This is a genomic window from Nocardioides sp. URHA0020, from assembly GCF_000620705.1.
GTDB lineage: Bacteria > Actinomycetota > Actinomycetes > Propionibacteriales > Nocardioidaceae > Nocardioides.
The window spans coordinates 19,859-43,069 of record NZ_KK211172.1; the positions used below are offsets into that span (position 1 = coordinate 19,859).

The 23,211-nt window shown below is 70.6% G+C and carries 10 protein-coding genes and 1 pseudogene; 5 read left to right on the forward strand and 6 right to left on the reverse strand.

The window, feature by feature from the left end:
* Positions 1–81: 81 nt before the first annotated feature.
* Positions 82–1,299: an acyltransferase family protein gene (locus N542_RS27270; RefSeq protein WP_028645638.1), complete on the forward strand. Its 1,218-nt coding sequence runs from the start codon at positions 82–84 to the stop codon at positions 1,297–1,299.
* Here N542_RS27270 and N542_RS25990 read toward each other — a convergent pair.
* A complete protein-coding gene (locus N542_RS25990) occupies positions 1,191–5,327 on the reverse strand; it encodes an alpha-(1->3)-arabinofuranosyltransferase (RefSeq protein WP_051552218.1) in 4,137 nt (1,378 codons plus the stop codon). The two genes, N542_RS27270 and N542_RS25990, sit on opposite strands and share 109 nt — an antisense overlap.
* Positions 5,327–6,079, reverse strand: a complete 753-nt coding sequence (locus tag N542_RS0121235) for a class I SAM-dependent methyltransferase (protein ID WP_081795452.1) — start codon at positions 6,077–6,079, stop codon at positions 5,327–5,329. The genes N542_RS25990 and N542_RS0121235 overlap by 1 nt, the downstream gene beginning before the upstream one ends.
* Before the next feature lie 22 nt (positions 6,080–6,101).
* Between N542_RS0121235 and N542_RS28195 the strand changes: the two genes are divergently transcribed.
* A complete protein-coding gene (locus N542_RS28195; RefSeq protein WP_081795454.1) occupies positions 6,102–7,430 on the forward strand; it encodes an acyltransferase family protein in 1,329 nt (442 codons plus the stop codon).
* A gap of 524 nt (positions 7,431–7,954) precedes the next feature.
* Here N542_RS28195 and N542_RS28465 read toward each other — a convergent pair.
* Positions 7,955–11,014, reverse strand: a pseudogene (locus tag N542_RS28465) (alpha-(1->3)-arabinofuranosyltransferase domain-containing protein); the annotation flags it as partial.
* The gene (locus tag N542_RS0121245) at positions 11,011–15,129 is read right to left on the reverse strand and encodes an alpha-(1->3)-arabinofuranosyltransferase domain-containing protein (RefSeq protein WP_081795456.1); all 4,119 of its coding nucleotides are present in this window, start codon (positions 15,127–15,129) and stop codon (positions 11,011–11,013) included. The pseudogene N542_RS28465 and the gene N542_RS0121245, both read right to left, overlap by 4 nt.
* Positions 15,130–15,195: 66 nt before the next feature.
* Here N542_RS0121245 and N542_RS0121250 point away from each other — a divergent pair, with 66 nt between their 5' ends.
* A complete protein-coding gene (locus tag N542_RS0121250) occupies positions 15,196–15,915 on the forward strand; it encodes a class I SAM-dependent methyltransferase (RefSeq protein WP_051552219.1) in 720 nt (239 codons plus the stop codon).
* Between the two features lie 85 nt (positions 15,916–16,000).
* Positions 16,001–17,164 (forward strand): glycosyltransferase family 4 protein, encoded by a 1,164-nt coding sequence (locus N542_RS0121255; protein ID WP_036509338.1) that lies wholly within the window; start codon positions 16,001–16,003, stop codon positions 17,162–17,164.
* A 274-nt stretch (positions 17,165–17,438) separates the two neighbouring features.
* On the opposite strand, the gene N542_RS0121265 is transcribed toward N542_RS0121255, so the two are convergent.
* Positions 17,439–19,175 (reverse strand): hypothetical protein, encoded by a 1,737-nt coding sequence (locus N542_RS0121265; RefSeq protein WP_155993285.1) that lies wholly within the window; start codon positions 19,173–19,175, stop codon positions 17,439–17,441.
* An 87-nt stretch (positions 19,176–19,262) separates the two neighbouring features.
* Between N542_RS0121265 and N542_RS0121270 the strand changes: the two genes are divergently transcribed.
* Positions 19,263–20,513, forward strand: a complete 1,251-nt coding sequence (locus N542_RS0121270; RefSeq protein WP_231482809.1) for a lipopolysaccharide biosynthesis protein — start codon at positions 19,263–19,265, stop codon at positions 20,511–20,513.
* Here N542_RS0121270 and polA read toward each other — a convergent pair.
* Complete coding sequence (gene polA / locus N542_RS0121275) at positions 20,507–23,173, reverse strand: DNA polymerase I (protein WP_028645646.1); 2,667 nt, start codon at positions 23,171–23,173, stop codon at positions 20,507–20,509. The two genes, N542_RS0121270 and polA, sit on opposite strands and share 7 nt — an antisense overlap.
* Between the last annotated feature and the right edge of the window lie 38 nt (positions 23,174–23,211).

Consider the following 23,211-nt stretch of genomic DNA (forward strand, 5'->3'; position numbering starts at 1 on the left):
TTTTTAGAACAAGTTCCCATTTTGGATGTGGACGTCGCACGACCCACCTCTCGGCTCCCGACGGCGTGCGATAGTCACGCCATGGCCAGCAACCAGACGCCGACGCTGCCGGCGTTGGACTCGATGCGCGCGGTCGCCGCGCTCGCGGTGCTGATCACGCACGTGTCCTTCTGGAGCGGCGCTTACGCACGCTCGCTGACCGGCCCCGCGCTCGCGCGGCTCGACATCGGAGTCGCGATCTTCTTCGTGCTCTCGGGCTTCCTGCTGTCCCGGCCGTGGCTGTCGCGGTGGTCGCGCCGCCAGCAGGCACCCACGACGGGGCGCTACCTGTGGAAGCGGGCCCTGCGGATCTTCCCCGTGTACGTGCTTGCCGTGGTGGCGGCGCTGACGCTGCTCCCGGAGAACGACGGCGCGTCGCCCGCCACGTGGGTGAAGACCCTGCTGCTCGGCAACATCTACCTCGACAACCGGCTGCCCGCCGGCCTGACCCAGATGTGGAGCCTCGCGACAGAGGTCGCGTTCTACGTCGTGCTCCCGGCGCTCATGTGGCTGGTGCTCCCGCGCCGCCCGTCGAGCGGGTCACCGAGGAACCGGATCGCGGTGACGGTCGCGGCGCTCGTCGCCCTCAACGTCGCCTGGGTGCTGGTCCTCGCCCCTGCCCTGGACACCGACCACTCCAACCCGGCGCTCTGGCTGCCGTCGTTCCTGACCTGGTTCGCGGTGGGCATCGTCATCGCGGCGTGCTCCGTCGACGTGCACCGCGGGGAGCAGGACCACGCGGTCGGCATCGGGAGGGTGACCTTCGCCGTCCGACAGCTGGGGCTCAGCCCCGGCATCTGCTGGACGGCGGCGCTGGCGCTCTTCGCCATCTCCGCCACTCCCCTGGCCGGCCCCATCTCGCTGACCAGCCCCACGCTCGGCGAGGCGCTGGTCAAGAACCTGCTGTACGCCGGCGCGGCCGGGCTGATGATCCTGCCCGGGGTGTTCGCGCCGCCGACCAGCGCCTTCGTGCGGGCGATGTCCTGGCCGCTGCTGCGACACCTCGGGCACGTCTCGTACGGCGTCTTCTGCGTGCACGTCATCATCATCGAGCTGGTCGCCAGGTGGCTCGACCTGCCGCTCTTCGAGGGCCACTGGCTCGAGCTGTTCGCGCTCACCCTGGTGCTCAGCCTGGCCGTCGCGGAGGCGCTCTACTGGCTGGTCGAGCGGCCGATGATGCGCTTCAAGGACCTCGACATCGGTCCCGGGTCGAGGTCGACGGCGAGCAGCACCCCCAAGGCCGCCGCGACCAGGAGCTGAGGCGCGACCAGCACGCCTGCCCAGCCGTCGGGAGAGCCCAGCGGCCGCAGCCAGTAGACGGCGCCCGCGAGGGCGACAAGCAGCCCGGACGCCCACGACATCCAGTCGGGGTCGAGCCACCGGCGCGTCGCGACGACGACGGCGACCCCCGCGGCGCCGCACAGCAGCGCCCCCGAGCCGGCCATCACGCCAAGAGCGACCAGTCCGGTGCCTGCGAGGAGCACCGGGCTGAGCCGTCGGGGACCCACCGGGGGCGAGTCGCTGGCCCAGGTGCGGCGTACCGCCGCCAGCACGAGGAGCAGCACCAGCAGGAGGCCGCCGACGCCGAGCGCCCACCGGTAGAGGCGGTCGGGAGTGAAGGTGAGGTCCAGGCGCTCGACCGGGCCGGTGAGGACCCAGCCCTGCTGCCAGCCGTCGATGGTGACGGGCGACGCGCTCCCCGAGCCGGGCACCGAGGCCTCCCAGCCGCTGTTCTGGTTCTCCCGCACGGCCGCCACCGTGGGCGTCGTGCCGGACGGCACGGTCAGCACGCGTGACACGGGCGAGTCGTCGCTCAGGTCGGCGGGGGTGACCACGGCGGCCGGCACGTCACGGTCCTTCATCACCACCCGGACTCCCCGGAACGCCGGCGCCGGTGCGAGCACCACCCGGGTGTCCCCAGCCGCAACGTCGATCCGCTCCGGACCGCACACCCGGGCCGGCAGGATGCCACCGTCGAAGAGCTCACGCGGCGACGCCGTCACCGACGTCGGGTAGAGCGCGCTGCCGACCCGGAGCGCGGGACCGAAGCTGCAGCCGAGGTCGACCGGCTGCGTCGAGAGCGTGATCGGCAGCAGGCCGAGCCCGCCGAGCCGCAGCTCGCTGACACCCACGCCGAGCGGCTCGCGGGTCCCGTCCGGCGCCAGGTCCTGGGTCTTCTGCACCTTCACGAAGCGGACCGCGACCCTGCTGGCCCGGAACGGCCTGACCCGGGCGTGGCCGGTCGCATCGAGCCGCACGGTCTGCCGACCGCCGGCGTACTCGAGGACGACGCGGGTGGGCCGGGCGCCCGGTGCCTGCCGGTCGAGGCTCGCGGTGATCGAGCTGACCGTCCGCTCGGCCAGCCAGGAGACGGTCAACCGGGGGTCGTCGTCGTCGGGGTCGGCCGTCCAGGTCGTCCCGGGGTCGCCGTCGATCGCGGCGACCGCCGAGGCCCGGGCGTCCCGCACCGCGGCGGAGCTGGCCGCCACGTTGACCAGCTGCTTGCTCTGGATGAGCCCCTGCAGCGCGCTGCCGTCGGTGGTGGTCACGGCCGCGGTCACGCCGTACGACGCCCCGACGCCGAGGCGGAGCGTGCGGTCCAGCGCCCCGGGCTCCTCGCCCGACGAGCCCTTGCCGGCGCCGCACCGGACGTCGTCGTCGACCGTCACGCAGGCCTCGCGCCAGCCCGGGGTGGACGACAGCAGCACGGAGTCCGGCGCACCCCAGGTCGCGGGCACCTTCGGCAGCACGAGAGTGCGGTCGACGTCGAGCCCGGGGACGGTCACCTCGGCGACCACGAAGGGCTCCGCCGACGACCCCATCCGCCGCACCCGCAGCTGCGAGGTGGTGCCGGGCGGGACCTTGATCGTGACCGGGCTGCCGGGCAGGGCTCGGACCTCCGCGCTGTGGCCACGGTCGGTCTCGACGCGCAGCCGTACGGCGTCGCTGGCACCGGAGTCCGCCAGCACCACCCGGACCTCGGGGACCACCCGCGGCGCGGTCAGCGTGACCCCGACCCACGGCTCGCCGATCGGTGACACGTCGCCGGAGTCCCACGCGGTGTCCGTGTAGCCGTCGAAGGCAGCGAACGGCAGGGCCCCCGGGTCGACCGGTCCCTGCGTGTCCGCGAAGGCCCGCGACGAGGAGGCGTCCACGGAGCGGGCGCCGAGGATCTCGGCCGTCGTCTCCCACCTGGTGGACCCGAGCGTGTAGTCCAGGGCCGGGGCCCCGCGCCGACCGACCTCGTCGCTCGCCAGAGTCGCGGACCTCCCCTCGTGGATGCGCGAGAAGTTCGCCTCGCGTCGACGGAGCCCGTCGGTCAGGACCAGGTTGTCGATCGCCGTGCCCGTCGGCACGTCGGTCGCCAGCACCGACGGCTCGTCGCCGAGCAGCCCGACCTCGTTGAGCTCGAGCAGGCTCTCCGGCCCGCCGACCACGTAGCGGCTCCCCGTGGAGACGACGGCCTGCTCGGCGCCGGTGACGGCGTAGATCTCGACGGCCCGGTAGCGGTCCACCCAGCCGTCGTCGACGACGATCGGCTCGCCGTCGTCGTTGATGCGCGCCCGGCCGCCCACCTTCGGCCCGAAGTCGGTGACCCGCTCGAGCCCTGGTGACCCGTCCAGCGCCTGGTGCACCAGCACCGGCGCAGGCTGGTCGGAGGTGCGTAGGTCGTTGCGGACGACCAGGTGCCCGATCCCCGCGCGGCGCAGGTAGGCAGCCAGGCCGGGCGACGGCCGACCCGACGACAGCTGGTCCTCGATGGTGTCGAGCATCCGGATGTTGCCCGGAGGCGCGAGAGGTACGGCGTCGCGCACGGCCCACGGCGTCGACGCGAGGGGCTGCATCGGCTCGTCGTCAGGGTCTCCCCAGATGTAGAACCCGAAGCTCGAGCCCGGCACCAGCAGCGCCGTGGTGTCGTCGGAGTTCTGGTCGAGCCAGGTCGCGGTCTCCTGCCAGTAGTCCGGGATGGCGACGAACCCGTTGGCCTGCCCGAGCTTGCCGACCAGCGCGGGGCCGGCGGCGCCCGTGATCGCGACGGCGCAGAGCATCAGCACCCCCACGGCGGCCAACCGCTCCCCCACGGCACCGTCCGAGCGAGCCCGGCGCTCCCGGACCCGGGTGAGCGCGGGGGCGCTCTGCTCGGCCATCACGGCGATCAGGTGCGCCAGGCCCAGCACCATCGGCACCCGGATGATCGGGTCGAACTTGTGCACGTTGCGCAGCGGCGCCAGCGCGTGGTCGAGGGCGTCGCGGACGGAGGCGCCGAACCATCCCTCGACCGGTCCCGTGTGGCCGGCGGTGACCATCAGCATCCCGACGAAGAGCGAGATCAGCAGCCACTGGCGGTGGGGATTCCTGCGCAGGGTCATGCCGACGATGCCGAGCACGAGCAGGACGACGCTGTTGAGGACGATGTAGCTGGTGGAGACGATGTCGTTGCCGGCCTGCCACGTCGGCTCGACGTACGGCACCCAGTGCGACGTGCCCCTCAGCGAGTCGAAGAGGGTCGTCGGCACCGTGGTGACCGCCGACGTCTCGATGTAGTCGAGGAACGGCGGGCTGTAGCGGCCGAGCAGCAGCAGCGGGACCAGCCACCACGCCGTGCCCAGGGCCACGAACGCCGGCCACCAGATCATCATCGACCGCCGTCGGGGGCCGGGCTCGCGAGTCAGCAGCCAGAGGGCTCCGAGCGGGATGACGGCGAAGGTCGCGGCCGCGTTGACGCCGCCGACCACGGCCACGGCGAGGGCGGACAGCAGCGCGGCGCGCCGCGGCGACCCCCTGCTGGCGCCGAGCACGAGCGGCACCAGGACCCACGGCGCGAGGGCGCTCGGCCACGCCTCGACCGAGATCGGCCCTATGACGGTCAGGATCCGTGGCGACAGGGCGTACGCGAAGCCTGCGACCAGCCGGCTGGTCGGCGAGCCGAGGCCGAGCGCGCCGGCGAGCTTGACGATGCCGAGGAAGGCGACGACCAGCAGGAGCGACCACCACAGCCGCTGCACGACCCACCCGGGCATCGACAGCAGGTCGCCCAGCCAGAAGAAGGGGCCCATCGGGAAGAGGTAGCCGTAGGCCTGGTTCTGGACCTGGCCGAAGCCCCCCTGGGGGTCCCACAGGTGGAGGGACCGGGCCAGCAGACCGGCCGGGTTGACGACCAGGTCGAGCTTGGTGTCGCCCACCAGCTGACCCGGTCGCTGCGAGAACGCGACCGCCACCAGCACCAGCGAGCAGGCTCCGAGGCGGTAGCGCCAGGTGAGACGGTCCGCCGCTGACGCCGACGCCATCATCGCCTCTGGAGCACGATCACCAAGTTCCAGGTGGCGAGCTCGCGGACGACCGGCACCCGGGTCAGCCAGTACGCGAACCGGGGGTTGTATCGCGGCAGCACGTCGAGGACTTCGGCGTCGGTCTGGCGCTGCGCCCAGTCCAGCCCGGCCTTCACCGTCACGGGGAAGAGGGACTCGCCGTACTTGTTCTTGGGCTCGTGGCCGTGCTTGCGGCGGTAGCGCCGCCGGGCCCGGCTGCCACCGAGGAAGTGCCAGGGTGCCGTCTCGTGACCACCCCAGGGGCCGTACCAGACGGTGTAGGAGATGAACGTGATGCCGCCGGGCTTGGTGACGCGCACCATCTCCTCGGCCATCCGCCACGGATCGGAGACGTGCTCCAGGACGTTGGAGGAGTAGCAGAGATCGACGGACCCGTCCGCGAACGGCAGCTGCATGCCGCTGCCGATCACCGTCCCCGACGCGATCTCACCGAGACCGGACAGCTCGCCGACGTCGGCGTCCAGGGAGAAGTAGCGGGATCCGCGGTCCTGGAAGGCGTTGCGGAAGTAGCCCGGGCCGCCGCCAACGTCGAGCATGGTCAGGCCGTCGAGGTCGACGTAGTGCGCGAGCTGGTCGGCGGAGTCCGTGGCGAGCGCCTGGTAGAAGACCGCCGGCTCCGTCTGCTCCTTGCGGAAGGCCTGGAACAGCGTGACCGATCGACGCAGATCAGCGGTCCACCGCGTTGTACGGAGCTGGCGGTCGCGAAACACGCGCCGACCCTATACTGCGGCCATGTCAGCCAGCACCCAAGTGTCCTTGGATGACACGTCACCTCGCGCCTCGATGTCACGACGCGAGGAGCAGGTCGCGGCGCTGACCGGGCTTCGCGGGTTCGCCGCTCTCATGGTCGTCCTCGTACACTCCACCGTTCGGACCCAGTACCCGTGGCTGGGATTGCCGTCGTACGGGCCGGTCGCCCTCTTCGTGCTCTCGGGATTTCTGCTCTACCGTCCCTGGGCTCGGTGGACGCTGCGGCTCGGCTCCTCCCCCGACGTCTTCGTGTACTCGCGGAGACGCCTGTCGCGCATCTTCCCCGCCTACCTCGTAATGCTCTTCATCGTCGCCCTGGTCTACCCTCCGGCCCGTCCGGTGGGCGCGGACGGCTGGTTCTACAGCGTGACGCTGACCTGGATCTACGTTCGCGGACACTTCCCCGACGTGTTAGCACACACCTGGAGCCTCGCCACTGAGGTCTCGTGGTACGTCGCGCTGCCCATGATGGCGGGGGTGAGCGGGCTGATTGCACGCCGGTTCGCCGCACGGACTGCGCTGCGCATCACCACCGGCTTGATCGCCCTGTCATTGCCGGTCACCATCGGCTGGGAGTACTGGATCTACGCGAACCACCTGGCTATCTACTTCACCTACTCGTTCTGGCTTCCGGCGTTTCTAGTGTGTTTCGCAGGGGGCGCGCTCGTGGCGCTGTACATGGAGGCGTACGCGGCTGGGATCACGTCGTTGCCACGCCTGCGACGTCTAACGGCAGACCGCTGGGCGGTACCGCTCTTTGTCGTAGGGATCGCGCTGCTCGGCACGTCCGTTCTCGGTGGTTCCGACGGCTACGTTCCGCATACCTTCGGCGAGGACCAGGTGCGCTTCGCGAGCGTCACCACCATTGCACTCTCTCTGCTGACCGCGGTGGTGTTCGGCCCCGCGAACGCCCCGGTCGCTCGACTGATGAGCAGTACGGTGCTCGCGACCGCCGGGCGGTGGTCCTACGGCATCTACCTCTGGCACCTGCCGGTGATCGTGATCCTCGATCAGCGGCTCACCTATCCCGACGGCGCGGTCGCGAATCTCGTCATGAGACTGGTTTGGGTGCTGGGAATCTCCGTGCCACTTGCCGCCGCCACCTATGCCTGGGTCGAAAAGCCCGCCATCGACTGGTCGCGCCGCCCCATGGCGTTTCGCGCCGCCGACTCACGTCACCGCAGCTTGCCGGGCCGCCGGAACGCGGAGAACACCGACGCCACGCCCAGTACTGAGAGCAATACCGCCACCACGGCCCAGCCGACCGACGCCGCCAACACCGTCCGAGAGAGATCGCTACCGGACGAGTAACGCACGGAGACCTTCCCGGACCCGGCCGGCACCTCCCAGCCCTGGGCCCAGCCATCGATCGTGACTCGATCTAGCGGCTTCCCATCGATGGTCGCGCGCCAGCCGGCACTCGCCGTAAGCGGCAGCACGAGTGTGCGCACACGTTCGTCGGCTCCCAGGTCCAGTCCGACGGGGTCGGCGTAGCGGCCGACGCTTAGCACGTCGAGGCTGACCGCCGCTGGCCCTGGGTCCGAGTAGGCCGTCGTGGCGTCGTCGAAGAGGTCAGCACCGGCGGCCGCCAGCAGCAGGCCACGAGGCTGCCAGACCAAGGTCGAGGGCAAGACCACGTCGTTGTCGCCCTCGTCGAGCTCGGGCCGACCGCACACCGTTGCGAGCACCGAGGAACCGTTGACGATCTGGCGGGAGGTGACGTCGAGCGACAAGGCGGACTCGACGCCATCGATCGTCACGGTCGGGCCGTCCTCGCAGTCGACGTGCTTGCTGCGGGCGGTGTCGTAGGACACGACCGGGCCCCCCTCGAGTTCGACCTCACCGACAGCCACAGGCATCGGCTTGACGCTGCCGGTCGTCGAGTCGAACGAGGGAACGTCGGTGTCGTCGAGGATCGTGATTGTGAGTTTGCGGGTGTGGACGCGCGGCAGGTCGATCATGCCATCGGCGGCCACGTCTATCTCGACGGCGAGATCGGGGCCCGGTAGCCCGGTGCGGCGGCCAGTCACCTTTGCGCTCACCCGGACTCGGGTCGGGCGTGACCCCTCGTCGCCATCTGGGGGGACGAGCCGGATGCCGGTCACGTCGGCGAAGCCTGTCCACGCGAGTGTCAGCTCGGGCTCTTGAACGAGCGTCGACGGACGCCATGCCGTGCTCAGGTCGCCATCGGCCGCAGCCTGAGGTCGAGTGCGTAGGTCAACGCTTCCCGCACTGCCGCTTGATGCGACCACGCTCGGCCGGCCGATACGGTCCGCGAGCGCGGCTGCCTCCTTGGTGGCCATGGCGACCGCCCAAACCCGACCGACCACGGGGGTCCGTTCCGGAGCAGTCACGACCCGGCGGAGGGGGCTGGCGTCCGGTCCGCTCACGAAGAGTCCGTCGCTGCAGGCCGTGCCCGGCCCTGCCTCGTCGTCCGTGCCGCGCGGCACGGTGGGGACACACCGGGCGCTGCTCCCAGGGCGCAGCGCCATCAACCAACCAGAGGTGGGGGTGTCGTCGAGCAGCACCGGGTTGCTGACCCCGATGCCAGGGAGGGCAACCTCCACGATGCCGACACTGTCGCTGGGGCTCAGGTTGCCGGTGATCGACGTGACGGTGAAGCGCAGGCGTCGGACCGTGCCGACCTCTCCCACCGTAAACATTCCGTCGTCATCGACGGAATAGGCCGTGTCGCGTCCGTCGGCCGAGACCCGGACCTGGTCAGGGGAGACCTGCGTGAACGCATTCCGGAGCATGCGCACCTCGGTGCCTGCGACTGGTGTGGGCTCGGCGAACTCGACCTGCCACCACTGGCCGACGCCCGCTCCCGGAGCCGAGCGCCAGGAGGTGAATCCGTTGCCGTCGATCGCCGCACTCGGGGCTGTGCCGGGGTCGCGTCCGAACCCGCTCACGTCGGCGCCTGTGGAGGAGGCGCTTACCGCCTCCGCTCCCTTCAGGCGGGTGACAGCGCTCGTCACGGGTGCCGCGTCGTCAGGTACGAGCAACCTGGGCTCTTCGGCCGCAAGGTCAGGGCCGTAGGGGTCGGTCGCTACACGCTGGTCGATGTCGCGCCGACGGGCGCTGTCAGAGACCACGACGGCCTTGTCGTCGGAACCCGGACGTAGCCGAATCGCACGGTCGTGGAGCGCCCCAGCATCCGCCAGGTCACTCACCGTTCCTGCATCGCCCACCACACCGATCGGGCTGCCCGAGTAGACCCACCCGTCGGCAGTTGCCGGGGGGGCCCAGACCTCGATCTGCGGCGTGGCCGTGCGAACACCGAAGTCCACCAAAGGATCAGAGCTCGCGGCGACCGCGTCGGTGGCCCGGAGAACGGCGATGCGCTCGGCACCGAGAGCATCGAGCGCCGAGCGGACCAGGCCGGTGGGACGTTGGAGGTCCTCGATAACAGATCCCCCGAGGCGGACGAGTACGTAGGACACGCCCAGTCGACGCAGCGCGCTTGCCGTGCCCGGTCCAGCGTCTCCACGACCAAGTCGCGCGACCACGTCATCGATTGCGATCGTGCCACCGACTCCCGAAGTGGGCACGGCATCCCTCCCGAGCCACGGGCGAGTGCCGAGTGCGGTGCCGATAGCGGTGAGATGGGTGCTTCCCGAGTCGACCGGCAGCACCAGTGCCCGTCCGGGCGGCGCGTCGGCAGACCATTCGGCGACCGCGTCGAGCAGTTGCTCCTCGTCGGCTGGGATCGGCGGGGGCTCGGCGATGGTGGCGGCCATGCCGGCGAACACTGTCGTGGCGAGTAGCAGCGCGGCGACCAGGGCAGCGACCTCGTGTTTGCTCTCAGGACGTCGCCGCTCCCGCATCGGTGCGAGTCGCTCACACAGGTCGGACAACCAAGGGCACCAGGCGACGAGGCCTGCTAGAGCGACGAGGCCCAGGAGCGGTGCGGCCCAGCCCGCGGCCGTGTCGCCCGCAACCGGCAATGACACCGGCAGCAGGCCGTCGCCAAACCAACTGAGGAGCGCGGCGATCGTCACCGCCGACATCAGCACGACAATGAAGAGCCGCTCTAGGTGTGGGCTACGCATCACGAGCGCACCGAGCGCGACGACGAACGGCGAACCGACCACGGCGACGAGCACGAGGAGCCCGAGGTCGGGGCGGTCGAACGACGTGGCCGCCTCGGCCCGCAACGTGCCCGCGGAGAGTGCGGACACGTCGACGACGTTGCGTGCCTCCCAGGCGAGGAGCACGACCCACCAGGCGGATGCCGCTGCCGCAAACATCAGCCATCGGAGCGTGCCACGCAAGCCGCCGCCGTGACGTGGCAATGCGGCCGCGAAGCCGGCGACGAACGCCGCGACCGCCCAGCCGGCGGCGCCGAAGCCGGCGACACCGACCCACGTCGCGGATAGCGCGGCAGACCGCCACCCGTGGTCCCGCAGCAGAAGGGGTGCGACGACCCACGGCAAGGTAGCCGCCGCGAGACCGTCAACGGGCGACCTGACGATCGTCGCGAGCACCACGGTGCCGGCCGCGAAGAAGAGGGCCCCGGCCCACGGCGCCCAGGATTGCTGGGGACCGTCATCCGCCACCAACGTCGGCGCAAGGCCCCGACCCAACTGGACCGCCCCCAGGACCGCGAGGACGACTACAAGGATTCGCCAGCAAGTCTCCACCGCGTGCGCCGACAATCCAGCGTCGGTGCCCAGCGCCACAGCCAGCGCGTACGGCAGCTCTCGGATCCCCTCCACGGTTCCGCCGCCAAGAGTGCCGGCGAACGTCCACCCGTCGCCTGCCGAACGTACCGCCTCCCACGGATCCTCCGCGATACGAGCCGTGACCGCAGACACTGGTTGCGACAGTGACCAGCGCAGGACCATGAGGGCGGCGAAGAGCGCGACCAGTGCCGTCCGGGTGCGCGCGATCATGCCGACTCCTCGTCAGCGTGGTCGTCGCCGAAGATCACGCGCCCGGCTACCAGCCCCACCACCACGGCGGTGAGGACGTTGGCGGCGGTCGGCGGGATCACCACGCCACCGACCTCGACCAGCGCCGCGACCGCCGCTACCAGGAGGCACGCCGTGCAGAGCGCGCTGAATGGGAGCAGCCCCATGCGTCGCGTGGCGTGCCCCACCAGCGCACCCCCTGCCAACGGGAGCGAGACCAGTGCGAGTGCTCCGGCACCCAACGCAACGACGAGCCGGTTCGGCCCGAACGCGCCGGCACCCGGACCTGAGCGCGGGGCCGTCGCGATCCCCGCATCTCGACGACGCCGCCGGCCCGGGAGAACGAGCAGGACCAGAGCGGCCACGTTCAGAAAAGCGGCCAGGCCTAGCCCGGCGACGATCCCTGCCTGGAAGGTCTGCTGCGGAGTGAAAATGAGCGAGACCTCGCCGGCGGAACCCGCCGGCAGCCGCCAGCCCTGCCTCCACCCGTCGACCACAACCGGGTCCAGGCGATCGCCGTCGAGCCGCGCTTCCCACCCGACGTTCTCGCTCTCCGAGACGCTCAGGATCGCGTCGCGCTCGGTCTTGACCTCGACGGTCCGATCTGTCGGCGACCAGGTGACAACCCGGGCCAGGGAGTCTCGGTCCGCGGGAGGGGTGGATGCCGGCACTACGTCTGTTGCCGGCTTCAACCACAGCCGCGAAACGGAGAAGCCGGCCGCGTTCATCACACGGACCTGTTGCGTACCGGCCCCGATCCCGAGGGGCGCGTCGTCACACGGCACGACCGCGAGCTCGGCGCCGGTGACAATGTCGGAGAGATTGCCGAGGACCTTCGTTTGCACGGTGCGTCCGTCCACCTCGATCGTCGGGCCGAAGCCGCAAACCACACCGGTTGCGGCCGTTGGGTCCCAGGAATAGCGCAGATCCATCAGCCCGGTGATCTGCAACTCGCCGATCCCGACCGGTACGTTCCGCCCGACCGGCAGCGCCGTGATCCGCAACTTGGTGGTCCGGACCGGCTTCATGACTCCGGCGCCATCGCCCGAGGTCCGCACGATCTGCGGGTCGCTGCCGGGCACCATCGGGTCTACGACCAGTTCTTCAGGAAGCTTGCCAGGCTGATCGGCGCCCAGTGTCGCGGTCACCGACCGAATCGTGCGTGGCTGCTGCCACGAGAGTTGGAGTCCAGGGGCAGGATCGAGCGGTGCCGAGTACCAGCTCGTCTCCTCGCGACCATCGAAGGCATTCGCACCGATGACTGCTGGGTCGCCGGCGTAGTAGGAGGTCGCCTCGACGTCGACCTGCTCCTCACTGAGCGGCGCGAAGAGTCGCTCGAGGGCCCGACCGTCGGTCGCGACGGCACGCCCGTGCAGCCGCCACCTCCCGGCTTCGGCCATGTCGACGGTCCGGGCGAAGCCAGCTGTCTCGGGAGTTTCTCGCTGCCAGGCGATCGAGCACTCGACCCGGTTGTCCGGCAGGAGGCAGGCGCGCCGACTGGACTCGCTTCGGAAGAACATCGACGTGTCGGCGGAAACCTCGCCCGGTATGCGGAGACTGCGGCGTATCTCGATCCCCTCGATCGCGACATTCGCCAATCGCACCTGCAACAGGCCGTTCCTCACCGCCAGTACCGTGATCCGAACCTTTGAGGTCGCCCCGTCGGGCAACTCGACGCCGCTGACCGTGCCGTTCGTGCCGACCGCCGCATCCACGGACCCGGTGTCGGTCGTCAACCGAACACGCGAGACATCGGCGCCGTTGGCACTGTCGAACAGCAGGCTGACCGGTCCGGGTTCGATCGGCTCTGGGAAGCGGGCCTCGATCCATTGGCCCACCGGCAGGGTGAGAGGTGCAGTCGTCCAAGCGGTGAAGGGGGATGCGTCGAAGGCGGCATAGGGGTGCATCTCCTGATGGATCGGACCGAGGACGTTCGCGTACCCGCCGGAGGTCGAGGCAACGATCTCGCTGGCGCCGTCGTACTGGGCCACGGTGGTGGCCGCCGGCACCGTTCCCCCCGTGTAGTCGTGGAACGGCCGCCGGAGCCGGAAATCGTCGCCGGCGGTCATCACGCCGGAGACGGCATCAGTGATGCGCGCGAACGTTCGCTCGACGCGTTGGTTGGTGTCGGTGGCAATGTCGACGCCGTCCTCGCCAGACTCCCCTCCGGCCAGAACGACCGGCGCTTCGTCCGAGATCAATCCGACCTGCGTGAGGTCGTTGATGGCCTCGGGGCCGCCCCGCACCACTTGTCGGGCGCCCCAGTCGGAGATCGAGACCCGCGGATCCGAGTCAATACCCCGGACGGCGAGCACCTCGACCTCGGGAAAGCCCTCGTCGGTCTCCCCAAAGTCAGCGACAGGTACCAGCCCCGTAGGCCCGCGAAGAGCCGCCATTGCCACGGCCGGCGGAGTAGTGGTCGCCCGGACGGATTCGAGGTCGTTGCGAAGGACGACGTGCGTGATCCCCATTCGGCGCAAGGTGCTGCTCAGCCCTGTGATCGGCCGTCCGGTGTTGATCTGGACCTCGATCGCGTCGAGAGCACGTAGCGTGGCGGGCGGATAGACGTTCTGCGCCGCTCGTCCAACCCACGCGGGGCTGTCGAGCACCTGGATGGGCTCGTCAATGGTGCGACCCCACGACTGGACGGCGGAACCGGCACCGGGCAGGACGAGCACACGAACCGGACCGGGCCTCTGGTCCAGGTAGGCCACCGCGGACCGCCAGGAACCGGAGATGTCAGTCATCCCACCCTCGGTACGGAGCAGACCCGACGCCGCCGGCTGAGCAGCGGCAGTGACGAGCAGGACGATCGCAGCGGTGGCCGCAACTTGCGCCCAGCGGAGGTGTTGCCGGGAGCGTCCCAGGTGCTTGAGCAGCGCGGGGACAACGCTCGTCACGAACGCACCCACACCGAGGCTGAGCGGAAGGCGAACGAGGGGGTCGAACTTGTGCACGTTGCGGAGTGGAGCCAATGTCGTGTCGAGCGCATCCAGCCAGTCCTCGGCCAGGACCGACCCGGCCCCGCCGCCGTTGCCCAGGGTCAACACCGTGAGGCCAACGAGTACCGCCACAACCAGCGTGGTACGCGACCACAGCCCGCGCACCGACAACCCGAGCAAGCCGATCCCGGCGACGAGAACCGTTGTGACGAGGAGGACCGCCGAGGACGTGAGTGTGTAGCCGCCAACCCAGCCCATGGCTCCGCCGGGAAGGAAGGCTACCCAGTGACTGGTCCCGCGAAGGGCGGCGAGCCACCCGACCTCAGCAGCCGTGTTGCGGGAGGACTCGATGAAGTCCAGGAACGGTGGGGCGTAGCCGCCCATCAGCACGAGCGGTACCAACCACCAGAGGCACGCGACGAGGGCGCCGGCGCTCCAGCCGGTCACATCCACCAAGCGGCGGCGCCAGGACCGTCCCTCGGCCAGTAAGAGCAGCAGCCCCGGGAAGATCAGGCAGGCGAGCACCACAGTCGCGTTCGATCCACCCATCCACGGGACCGTGGCCGCCGAAAGGACGAACGCCCGCAGCGCGGTCGACCTCCCAAGCAGGTAGCCGACCAGCGGCAAGACCGTCCAGGGCAGGATCGCCGCAGGCAGCGTCTCGCCGCTGATCACGCCGACCTCGGTCAGGACCCGCGGCGCCAGCATGTACGTCAGCCCCGCCACCACCGCCCCCCAAGGACCGATGCCAGGCCATCGGCTCGCAAGCCGACGGGCTCCGAAGAAGGCCAGCAGCATGACCGTGGCGGACCAAAGCCGTTCCCACACCCACATCGGGACGCCCAGAACGTCGCCCAGCCAGAAAGCCGGGGCCATCGGCATCAGATATCCCGAGGCCTGATTCTGCAGCCCGCCGATCGCTGAGTCAGCGTTCCAGAGGTCGAGACTTCGGGCGATGAAACCCGCAGCGTCAAACTGAAGGTCGAGCTTAGTGTCCCAAGTGACGAGTCGGGGCTGCTGGACGAGGTTCAGCACCAGCGTTGCGAGGGTGACGATGACCGAAACGCACCAGCCCGGCCGCGTCATTGCGCCGCCCCCGCGGCGAAGCGCAGCAGAGACGCCTCCCAACAAAGCGCCTCCCCTGTTCGTCGACATGCGGCCCGGAGTCTATATGGTGCTCGACAAAGTTTCCGGCCCCTCTCCCAAGTCAAGGAATCACCCATGCCTGACCAGATCAGCCCACAGTTCGCGGATGCGTGGGAGTTCGCCTCAGGGGTGTCCGGGTGGCTCACGGAGGCGCAGGGCGAGCTGCTCTGGACGAGCACCGAGCGGCTCCCGGAGGACGCCCTGGTGGTCGAGATCGGCAGCCACCAGGGCCGGTCGACCACGGTCCTGGCCGCAGCGGTCCAGGCCAGCGGCGGCCAGGTCGTAGCGGTCGACCCGTTCGTCGACGGGCGGCTCTTCGGCGGTCGCAAGACCAGGGACATCTTCGAGGCGAACCTCGCCGCTGCCCAGCTCACGGACACGGTCGAGTTGCTGCCGGAGTACAGCACCGTCGCCCGCAAGAGCTGGTCGCGCCCGATCGACTACCTCTACATCGACGGCAAGCACGACTACTGGACCCTGTCCGACGACCTGAAGTGGTCCGAGCACCTGCCCGAGGGCGCCCCCGTCCTGATCCACGACTGCTACTCCTCGATCGGCGTGACCTTGGGGATCCTCGCGCACGTGCTGCCGTCGCGACGGCTCCGGTACGAGCGGAGGGCCGGGTCGCTGGCCCTGTTCCGGGTCGGCAAGCCATCCGTGGCCGACCGCCTGCGCATCGTCGGCGAGATCCCCTGGTGGCTGCGCAACGTGGTCGTCAAGGTCCTGCTCCGGTTGCGTCTGGGCGTCGTCGCCAAGGCGCTGTTCGGGCACCGCGGGCCGTACGACCCCTACTGAGCCGGGCTGAGCGCCGGCCAGGAGCCGGTCGGACCGCGCGCACGTTCGTGTAACAGGGAAGCGACTGCCGAGTAACATCCGTGGCATGGCGGTGAACGACGCGGCATCCGTGCAGGGCAAGCACGTGGTGATCTTCAGCTGGCGCGACACCGCCAACCCCGAGGGCGGCGGCGCCGAGCTCTACATCGAGACGATCGCCCACGGCCTGGTGGCGCGCGGCGCGCGGGTCACCCTCTTCTGCGCCTCGCACGACTCCGCTCCGTCGGACGAGACCATCGGCGGCGTGCGCTACGTACGCCGCGGCAACCACGTGACCGTCTACCTGTGGGGACTGATCGGCCTGGCGCTGCGCCGGCTCGGCCGAGTCGACATCGTCGTCGACGTCCAGAACGGGCTGCCGTTCTTCACCCGCCTCGCGACCCGCAAGCCGGTGGTCGTGCTGGTCCACCACGTGCACCGCGAGCAGTGGCCGGTCGTCTACCCGGGTCGCATCGGCAAGGTCGGGTGGTGGATCGAGCGCCGGCTCGCTCCCCTGGTCTACCGAGGGTGCCAGTACATCGCCGTGTCGCGGGCGACCCGGGCCGAGCTGGCCGACCTCGGCGTCGACAAGGCGCACATCGCCGTCGTGCACAACGGGACGACCCCGCCCCCGGAGGTCACCGCGACCAGGAGCCCCGACCCCACGATCGCCGTGGTCGGGCGGCTGGTGCCGCACAAGCAGGTCGAGCACGCCGTCGATGCGGTCCTCGCGCTGCGCGAGGAGTTCCCGCGCCTGCGGCTCGTGATCGTGGGCGACGGATGGTGGGCCGATGACCTGCAGAAGTACGTCGCGCAGGCGGGCGCCGGCGACCTCGTGACGTTTGAGGGCCACGTGCCCGAGCAGCGCAAGCACGAGATCCTCGCGACCGCCTGGCTGCTCGCCCTGCCGTCGCTCAAGGAGGGGTGGGGCATCGTCATCGGCGAGGCCGGCGGGCACCGGGTCCCGGCCGTCGCCTACTCATCGGCCGGCGGGACCCGCGAGTCGATCGCGCACGACCGCTCCGGGATCCTGGTCGACGACCAGGACGGCTTCGCGGCCGCGGTGCGGGACCTGCTCAGCGACGCGGCGGCCCGGGAGCGCCTCGGCGACGGGGCCTACGACATGTCGCACGAGTTCGCGTGGCGGCACTCGCAGGACTCGTTCGCGCGCGTCCTGACCGAGGTGCTCGCCGGTCGACGCGTGTGCCTGGAGGACCCCGACGCGCCGTGACACCCGGGCCGGTGCCCGGCCACGCAGCAAACGACACGAAGAGCGGGCCCGGCGTACGCCGGACCCGCTCTTCGGTGGTGCGAAGCTACTGGTTGGAGCCGTACTGGAGGACGGAGGTTTCCTTCGGCTGGAACGAGCCCGAGCTTGCCGTGTGGACCACACCGAATGCGGTTGCGGTCGCGAGGCCGGTGCCCACCAACAGGGACACACCACCGATGATCAATGCTTGCACGTCAACTCCACTCCTGAGGCGTGGCGAAAACATACCACTGAGTCACCCGGAACGTGGCAATCGCCACAAAGTTCGCACTCGACGGGTGGCGGCGAGGCCCAGGCTCCCCAGGACGACGCCGCCGGCGAGGAGCCACGCGACCCAGATCCCGGCCCGGGTCGTCGCACTCGGCTCCGACTCGACCGTCCGCGGCACCTCCCACACCACCAGGTCACTGCCGGCGTGCACCACCGGCAGCCCCGTCAGGTCGGCCGAGGGCGCCGCGTCGCCGACCATGGCCGCGGCCTCCTTGTCCAGGACGACCCACCCGATGCCCTCCTCCCCCAGCCGCTCGGCCAGCTCCGGCGCGCTGAGGTCGGAGTCGAGGAGCTTCTCGACGCGGGCAGCGCGGGCGTCCTCGCCCGCGATGCGGGTCCCCGAGACGTAGAGCGTGTCGCTCGCCAGGTAGTCGGGCGTCATGAACCTGCCGGTCGGGTCGAGCGTGCGACGTCCGTCGTTCCAGCTCGGCAGTCGATAGCTGTTGAACGGCAGCAGGAGCAGGTCGCCGTACCCGCGCTCCTGCAGTCGCGCATCGATCGCGCCGCGCGCCACGGCGTACTCGGTCGGGAAGGCGACGGGGCGGAGCCGGCCGGCGAGCCCCAGCCCTAGGTCCGGCATCAGCGCCACCGGCATCAGGACGAGGCAGGTCACCACGGCCCCGCGGACGCCGTACTTGCGCACCAGGCCGCCGAGCGTGCTCACCCCGAGGCCGAAGAGGCAGGCCTCGAGCGGCGCCAGCAGCGCGAGGAAGCGGGTGCCGTCGCGCAGCAGTCCCCCGCCGGGGACGTTCGCGGCGAGCCACGCCAACGCGTCGGGCACGACGGTGCCGGCTACCGCGACGACGAGTCCGATGCCGCCCGCCACGACCAGCGCACGGCGGTCGCGCCGCTCGACGACGGGCCGCCAGCGCCAGGCGCCCAGGGCAGCCACCGCCACGGTCAGGACCAATGCGACCACCGCCGCCCAGCTCTCGCGGGAGGCGGGGACGACCTCGGCGTTCCAGATGCCGCCCAGCCCGAGGACGGTGAGGGACAGCGGCAGGACGCCCTCGGCCCGGGCCGCGAAGGCCTCGACCCCGCGCGGGTCGCTGAGCGCACCCGAGCCGTGGAGCGCGCCGGCCACGATCCACGGCGCGTTGACGGCGGCCGCGCCGAGCCCCACCAGCGCCGTACGACGCCAGGCCTCGCGGCCACGACCCACCACGCAGGTCAGCGCGAAGACTGCGGCGATGACGCCTCCGGCGGCACTCAGTGCCGCGAGCGCCAGCCACAGCCAGATCGCGGGAAGCGTCCGCGCACCGGATCGGGCCCGCCGGGCCGCGTCGTAGATCCACGGCAGCGCGGCGTAGGCGAGCAGCAGCGGCCAGTGCCCGATCCCGAGGCGCTCGGCGACGAAGGGGTTCCAGACGTAGCAGGTGGTGGCCGCCACCTGGGCGGTCAGGTTCGTGCTCGGGACCAGCCGTCGGGCCCCGAGCCCGGCGAGCACGAGCGCACCGAGCAGCAGGATCTTCTGCAGCACGTCACCGGGCACGACCTCGTCGAGGACGGAGACGACCGCGTCCGACGGCACCGCCCGCGGCAGCCCCGATCCCAGCCCGAGGAAGTCCGAGCGGAACGCGAGGTCGGGGACGAAGACCATGTCGTACGAGAGCACGAATCCGGGCCACAGCACCGGCAGCAGGATGACCAGGCCGAGCACCCACGGCCACGCCCGAGCGACGAGGAGCTTGGAGCCGCTCACCACTCATCTCCTCCTCGGACCTGACCAGCCGCCGAAGTGTAGCCGTGCTGGATACACCGTGACGCCCATCGCATACGCTTCCCTGCCGTGACCCGATCGAGCCGGCTGAGCGCCTTCCTGAGCGGCAGCGGGTCCATCGCGGTGTCGATGGCGGTCATGAACGTCGCGACGTACGGCTTCACGATCATCGCGGCGCGGATGCTCGGACCGAAGTCGTACGGCGCGCTCGCCAGCCTGATGGCCACCCTGCTGGTCGTCACCGTGCTCCAGCTCGGTCTCCAGGCCACCGCAGCGCGGCGGATCGCGGCGGAGCCGGGCCACGTCGCCCAGATCGAACGCACGATCCTCGGTGTCACCTACCGCGCCGCGGTCGGGCTCGGTGCGCTGCTGCTGGTACTGGCCCCTCTGCTCAACGTCGTGCTCCGCCTCGAGAGCCTGCCGACCGCGGCGCTGCTCGCACTCGTGTCCATCCCGTTCACGATCATGGGTGGCCAGGCCGGGATCCTCCAGGGCGAGCGTCGCTGGGGAGCACTCTCCGTCCTCTACCTGCTCAGCGGCGTCCCGCGCCTGATCATCGGCACCGCCCTGATCGCCTGGCAGCCCAGCGAGCTGACGGCGCTGGCCGCCACCGGGATCGGCGCCTGCTTCCCCGTCATCGCCGGGTGGCGCTACCTGCGTCGCCCGCGCGCCGCCGGCGTGCACACCGAGGAGCACGGCTTCCGTCAGGTGATGCAGGAGACCTTCCACAACTCGCAGGTCCTGCTCGCCTTCTTCGCCCTCTCCAACGTCGACATCGTGCTCGCCCGCAACGTCCTCGACGAGCACGACGCGGGCCTGTACGCCGGCGGGCTGATCCTGACCAAGGCGGTGCTCTTCCTGCCGCAGTTCATCGTCGTGATCGCCTTCCCGTCGATGGCGACCCAGACCGGACGTCGCCGCGCCCTGACGGCGAGCCTGTCGCTGATCGCGCTGCTCGGGGCGATGGTGACGATCGGCGCCGCCGTGGTGCCCGACCTGGCGCTGATCTTCGTCGGCGGCAGCGACTACGACGAGATCGCGGCGCACCTGTGGATCTTCGCGATCCTCGGCACCTTCCTCGCCATGCTGCAGCTGCTCGTCTACTCGGTCCTCGCCCGTCAGGGCCAGCGGTCGGTCTACCTGGTGTGGATCGCGCTGGCGACGATCATCGGCGTCGGCCTCACGACCTCGACCCTGCGCGGGCTGCTGACGGTGGTCATCACCACCGACGCCATACTGCTGGCGGCCCTGCTGTGCATCAGTCTGGTCGTCATCCGACGTCCGGCCGCCCCTACGCCGGAGCCGGTCCCGGCTCAGTGAGCCGCTTCGTGCCAGCTGCGGCCGAAGCCGACCGACACGTCGAGCGGGACGGCGAGGTCCGCGGCGCCACCCATCTGCTGGCGCACCAGCGCCTCCAGCGCCTCGTGCTCGCCGGGCGCCACGTCGAACACGAGCTCGTCGTGGACCTGGAGCAGCATCCGGGACCGTAGCCCGGTCGCCACCAGCTCGCGCTGGACGTCGAGCATCGCGACCTTGATCAGGTCGGCGGCCGACCCCTGGATCGGGGCGTTGAGCGCCATCCGCTCGGCCATCTCGCGACGCTGCCGGTTGTCGCTGGTCAGGTCGGGCAGGTAGCGCCGGCGGCCCATGATGGTCTCGGTGAAGCCGGTACGCCGCGCCTCCTCGACCACCCCGGCCAGGTAGTCGCGGATGCCGCCGAACGTCTGGAAGTACTCGTCCATCAGGCCGCGGGCCTCCCCCGGCTCGATGCCGAGCTGCTGGCCGAGGCCGAAGGCGGAGAGGCCGTAGGCGAGGCCGTAGTTCATCGCCTTGATCTTGGCGCGCATCTCGCTGGTGACCTCGTCGGCGGGGACGTCGAAGACCCGCGCCGCGGTGATCGAGTGGAAGTCGCGGCCCGACCTGAACGCCTCGATCAGCAGGGCGTCCTCGGAGAGGTGCGCCATGATCCGCATCTCGATCTGGCTGTAGTCGGCGGTCATCAGCGACTCGAAGCCGGGGCCGACCACGAACCCCTCACGGATCCGACGCCCCTCCTCGGTGCGCACCGGGATGTTCTGCAGGTTGGGGTCGGTGCTCGAGAGCCGCCCGGTCGCGGCGATCGTCTGGTTGAAGGTCGTGTGGATCCGGCCGTCGGTCGAGACCGTCTTGAGCAGGCCCTCGATCGTCTGCCGCAGCCGCGCCACGTCGCGGTGACGCAGCAGGTGGAGCAGGAACGGGTGCTCGGTCTTCACGTAGAGCGCCTGCAGCGCGTCGGCGTCGGTCGTGTAGCCGGTCTTGGTGCGCTTGGTCTTCGGCATGTCGAGCTCGTCGAAGAGCACCACCTGCAGCTGCTTCGGCGAGCCCAGGTTGATCTCCTTGCCGATGACCGAGTAGGCGTCCTCGGCCGCCGTACGCACCTCGGCGGCGAAGTGGCTCTCCAGGCTCTCGAGGTGCTCGACGTCGACCGCGATGCCGGTCTGCTCGAGCTGGGCGAGCAGGTCCACCAGCGGGAGCTCGACGTCGTTGAGCAGCGCCGTGCCGCCGCGCTCCTCCAGCTCCTCGTCGAGGGCGGCCGCCAGGTCGAGCACCGCCCGCGCGTGCAGCATCTCGACCTCGCCGGCCGACTCGTCCTCGAGGCCGAGGCTCAGCTGGCCGTCGTCCGTGGCGCCCTGCTTGAGCTCGCGCTTGAGGTAGCGGACCGTGAGGTCGGCCAGGTCGTAGGAGCGCTGGTCGGGACGGGCGAGGTACGCCGACAGCGCGGTGTCGCGGGCCAGGCCGGCCAGCGGCAGGCCCCACGCCGCGAGCGCGAGCATCGGCCCCTTCGCATCGTGCAGCACCTTGGGCAGCTCGGTGTCGGCCAGCCAGCCCGCGAGCACGGTCTGGTCGTCCGGCCCGAGGTCGTCGACCGCGGTCCAGGCGGCGGTGCCGTCGACGGTCGCGAGCGCCAACGAGGCGACCTCGCCGGTGCCGGCGCCCCAGCGACCGGAGACGTGGACCCCGACCCGCTCGCCCGAGGTCGCGTGCTGGGTCAGCCAGCCGGCGAGCTCGCCGCTGCCGAGGACCGTGGTCGTGAGGTCGAAGCCGGACTCGTCGATCTCCTCCTCCGAGGTCAGCGTCTCGAACAGCCGGTCCCGGAGCACCCGGAACTCCAGCCCGTCGAAGAGCGTGTGCACCTCGTGGCGGTCCCACGGCTGCACGGCGAGCTCGGCCGGGCGCAGGTCGAGGTCGAGGTCACGGACCAGCGCGTTGAGGTGCCGGTTGCGGATCACGTCGCCGAGGTGCTCGCGCAGCGCCTCACCCTTCTTGCCGGTGATCTCGTCGGCGTGGGCGATGACGTTGTCGAGGCCGTCGTACTGGTTGATCCACCGGGCGGCGAAGCCCGGCCCGACGCCGGGGACGCCGGGGAGGTTGTCGGAGGTCTCCCCTACGATCGCGGCCAGCTCGGGATAGCGCGCGGGCGGTACGTCGTACTTCGCCTCGACGGCGGCGGGCGTCATCCGGGCGAGGTCGGAGACCCCACGCATGGGGTAGAGGACCGTCGACCGGTCGGTGACCAGCTGGAGGGAGTCGCGGTCGCCGGTGAGGATCAGGACCTCCATCTCCTCGTCCTCGAGCGCCTGGGTGACCAGGGTGGCGATGATGTCGTCGGCCTCGTAGCCGTCCTTCTTCAGGAACGGGATGCGCAGCGCGTTGAGCACCTCCTCGATCAGCGGCAGCTGGCTGCTGAACTCCCCCGGCGTCTTGTTGCGCTTCGCCTTGTACTCGGCGTACTCCGCGAGCCGGAAGGTCTGGCGCGACACGTCGAAGGCGACGCCGACGTGGGTCGGCTGCTCGTCGCGCAGCACGTTGATCAGCATCGAGGTGAAGCCGTAGACGGCATTGGTGTGCTGTCCGGTCGTGGTCGAGAAGTTCTCCACCGGGAGCGCGAAGAACGCGCGGTAGGCGAGCGAGTGACCGTCGAGGAGCAGGAGGCGAGGCACCCCGCGAGCCTAGCGGCGCCCGCCGACAGGCAGGATGG

Excerpts from the sequence above, each read along its gene's own strand:
- N542_RS0121245 (WP_081795456.1), bottom strand. The coding sequence starts at position 15,129 with ATGTCGACGAACAGGGGAGGCGCTTTGTTGGGAGGCGTCTCTGCTGCG.
- N542_RS27270 (WP_028645638.1), top strand. The coding sequence starts at position 82 with ATGGCCAGCAACCAGACGCCGACGCTGCCGGCGTTGGACTCGATGCGC.
- N542_RS0121250 (WP_051552219.1), top strand. The coding sequence starts at position 15,196 with ATGCCTGACCAGATCAGCCCACAGTTCGCGGATGCGTGGGAGTTCGCC.
- N542_RS25990 (WP_051552218.1), bottom strand. The coding sequence starts at position 5,327 with ATGGCGTCGGCGTCAGCGGCGGACCGTCTCACCTGGCGCTACCGCCTC.
- N542_RS28195 (WP_081795454.1), top strand. The coding sequence starts at position 6,102 with ATGTCAGCCAGCACCCAAGTGTCCTTGGATGACACGTCACCTCGCGCC.
- N542_RS0121255 (WP_036509338.1), top strand. The coding sequence starts at position 16,001 with ATGGCGGTGAACGACGCGGCATCCGTGCAGGGCAAGCACGTGGTGATC.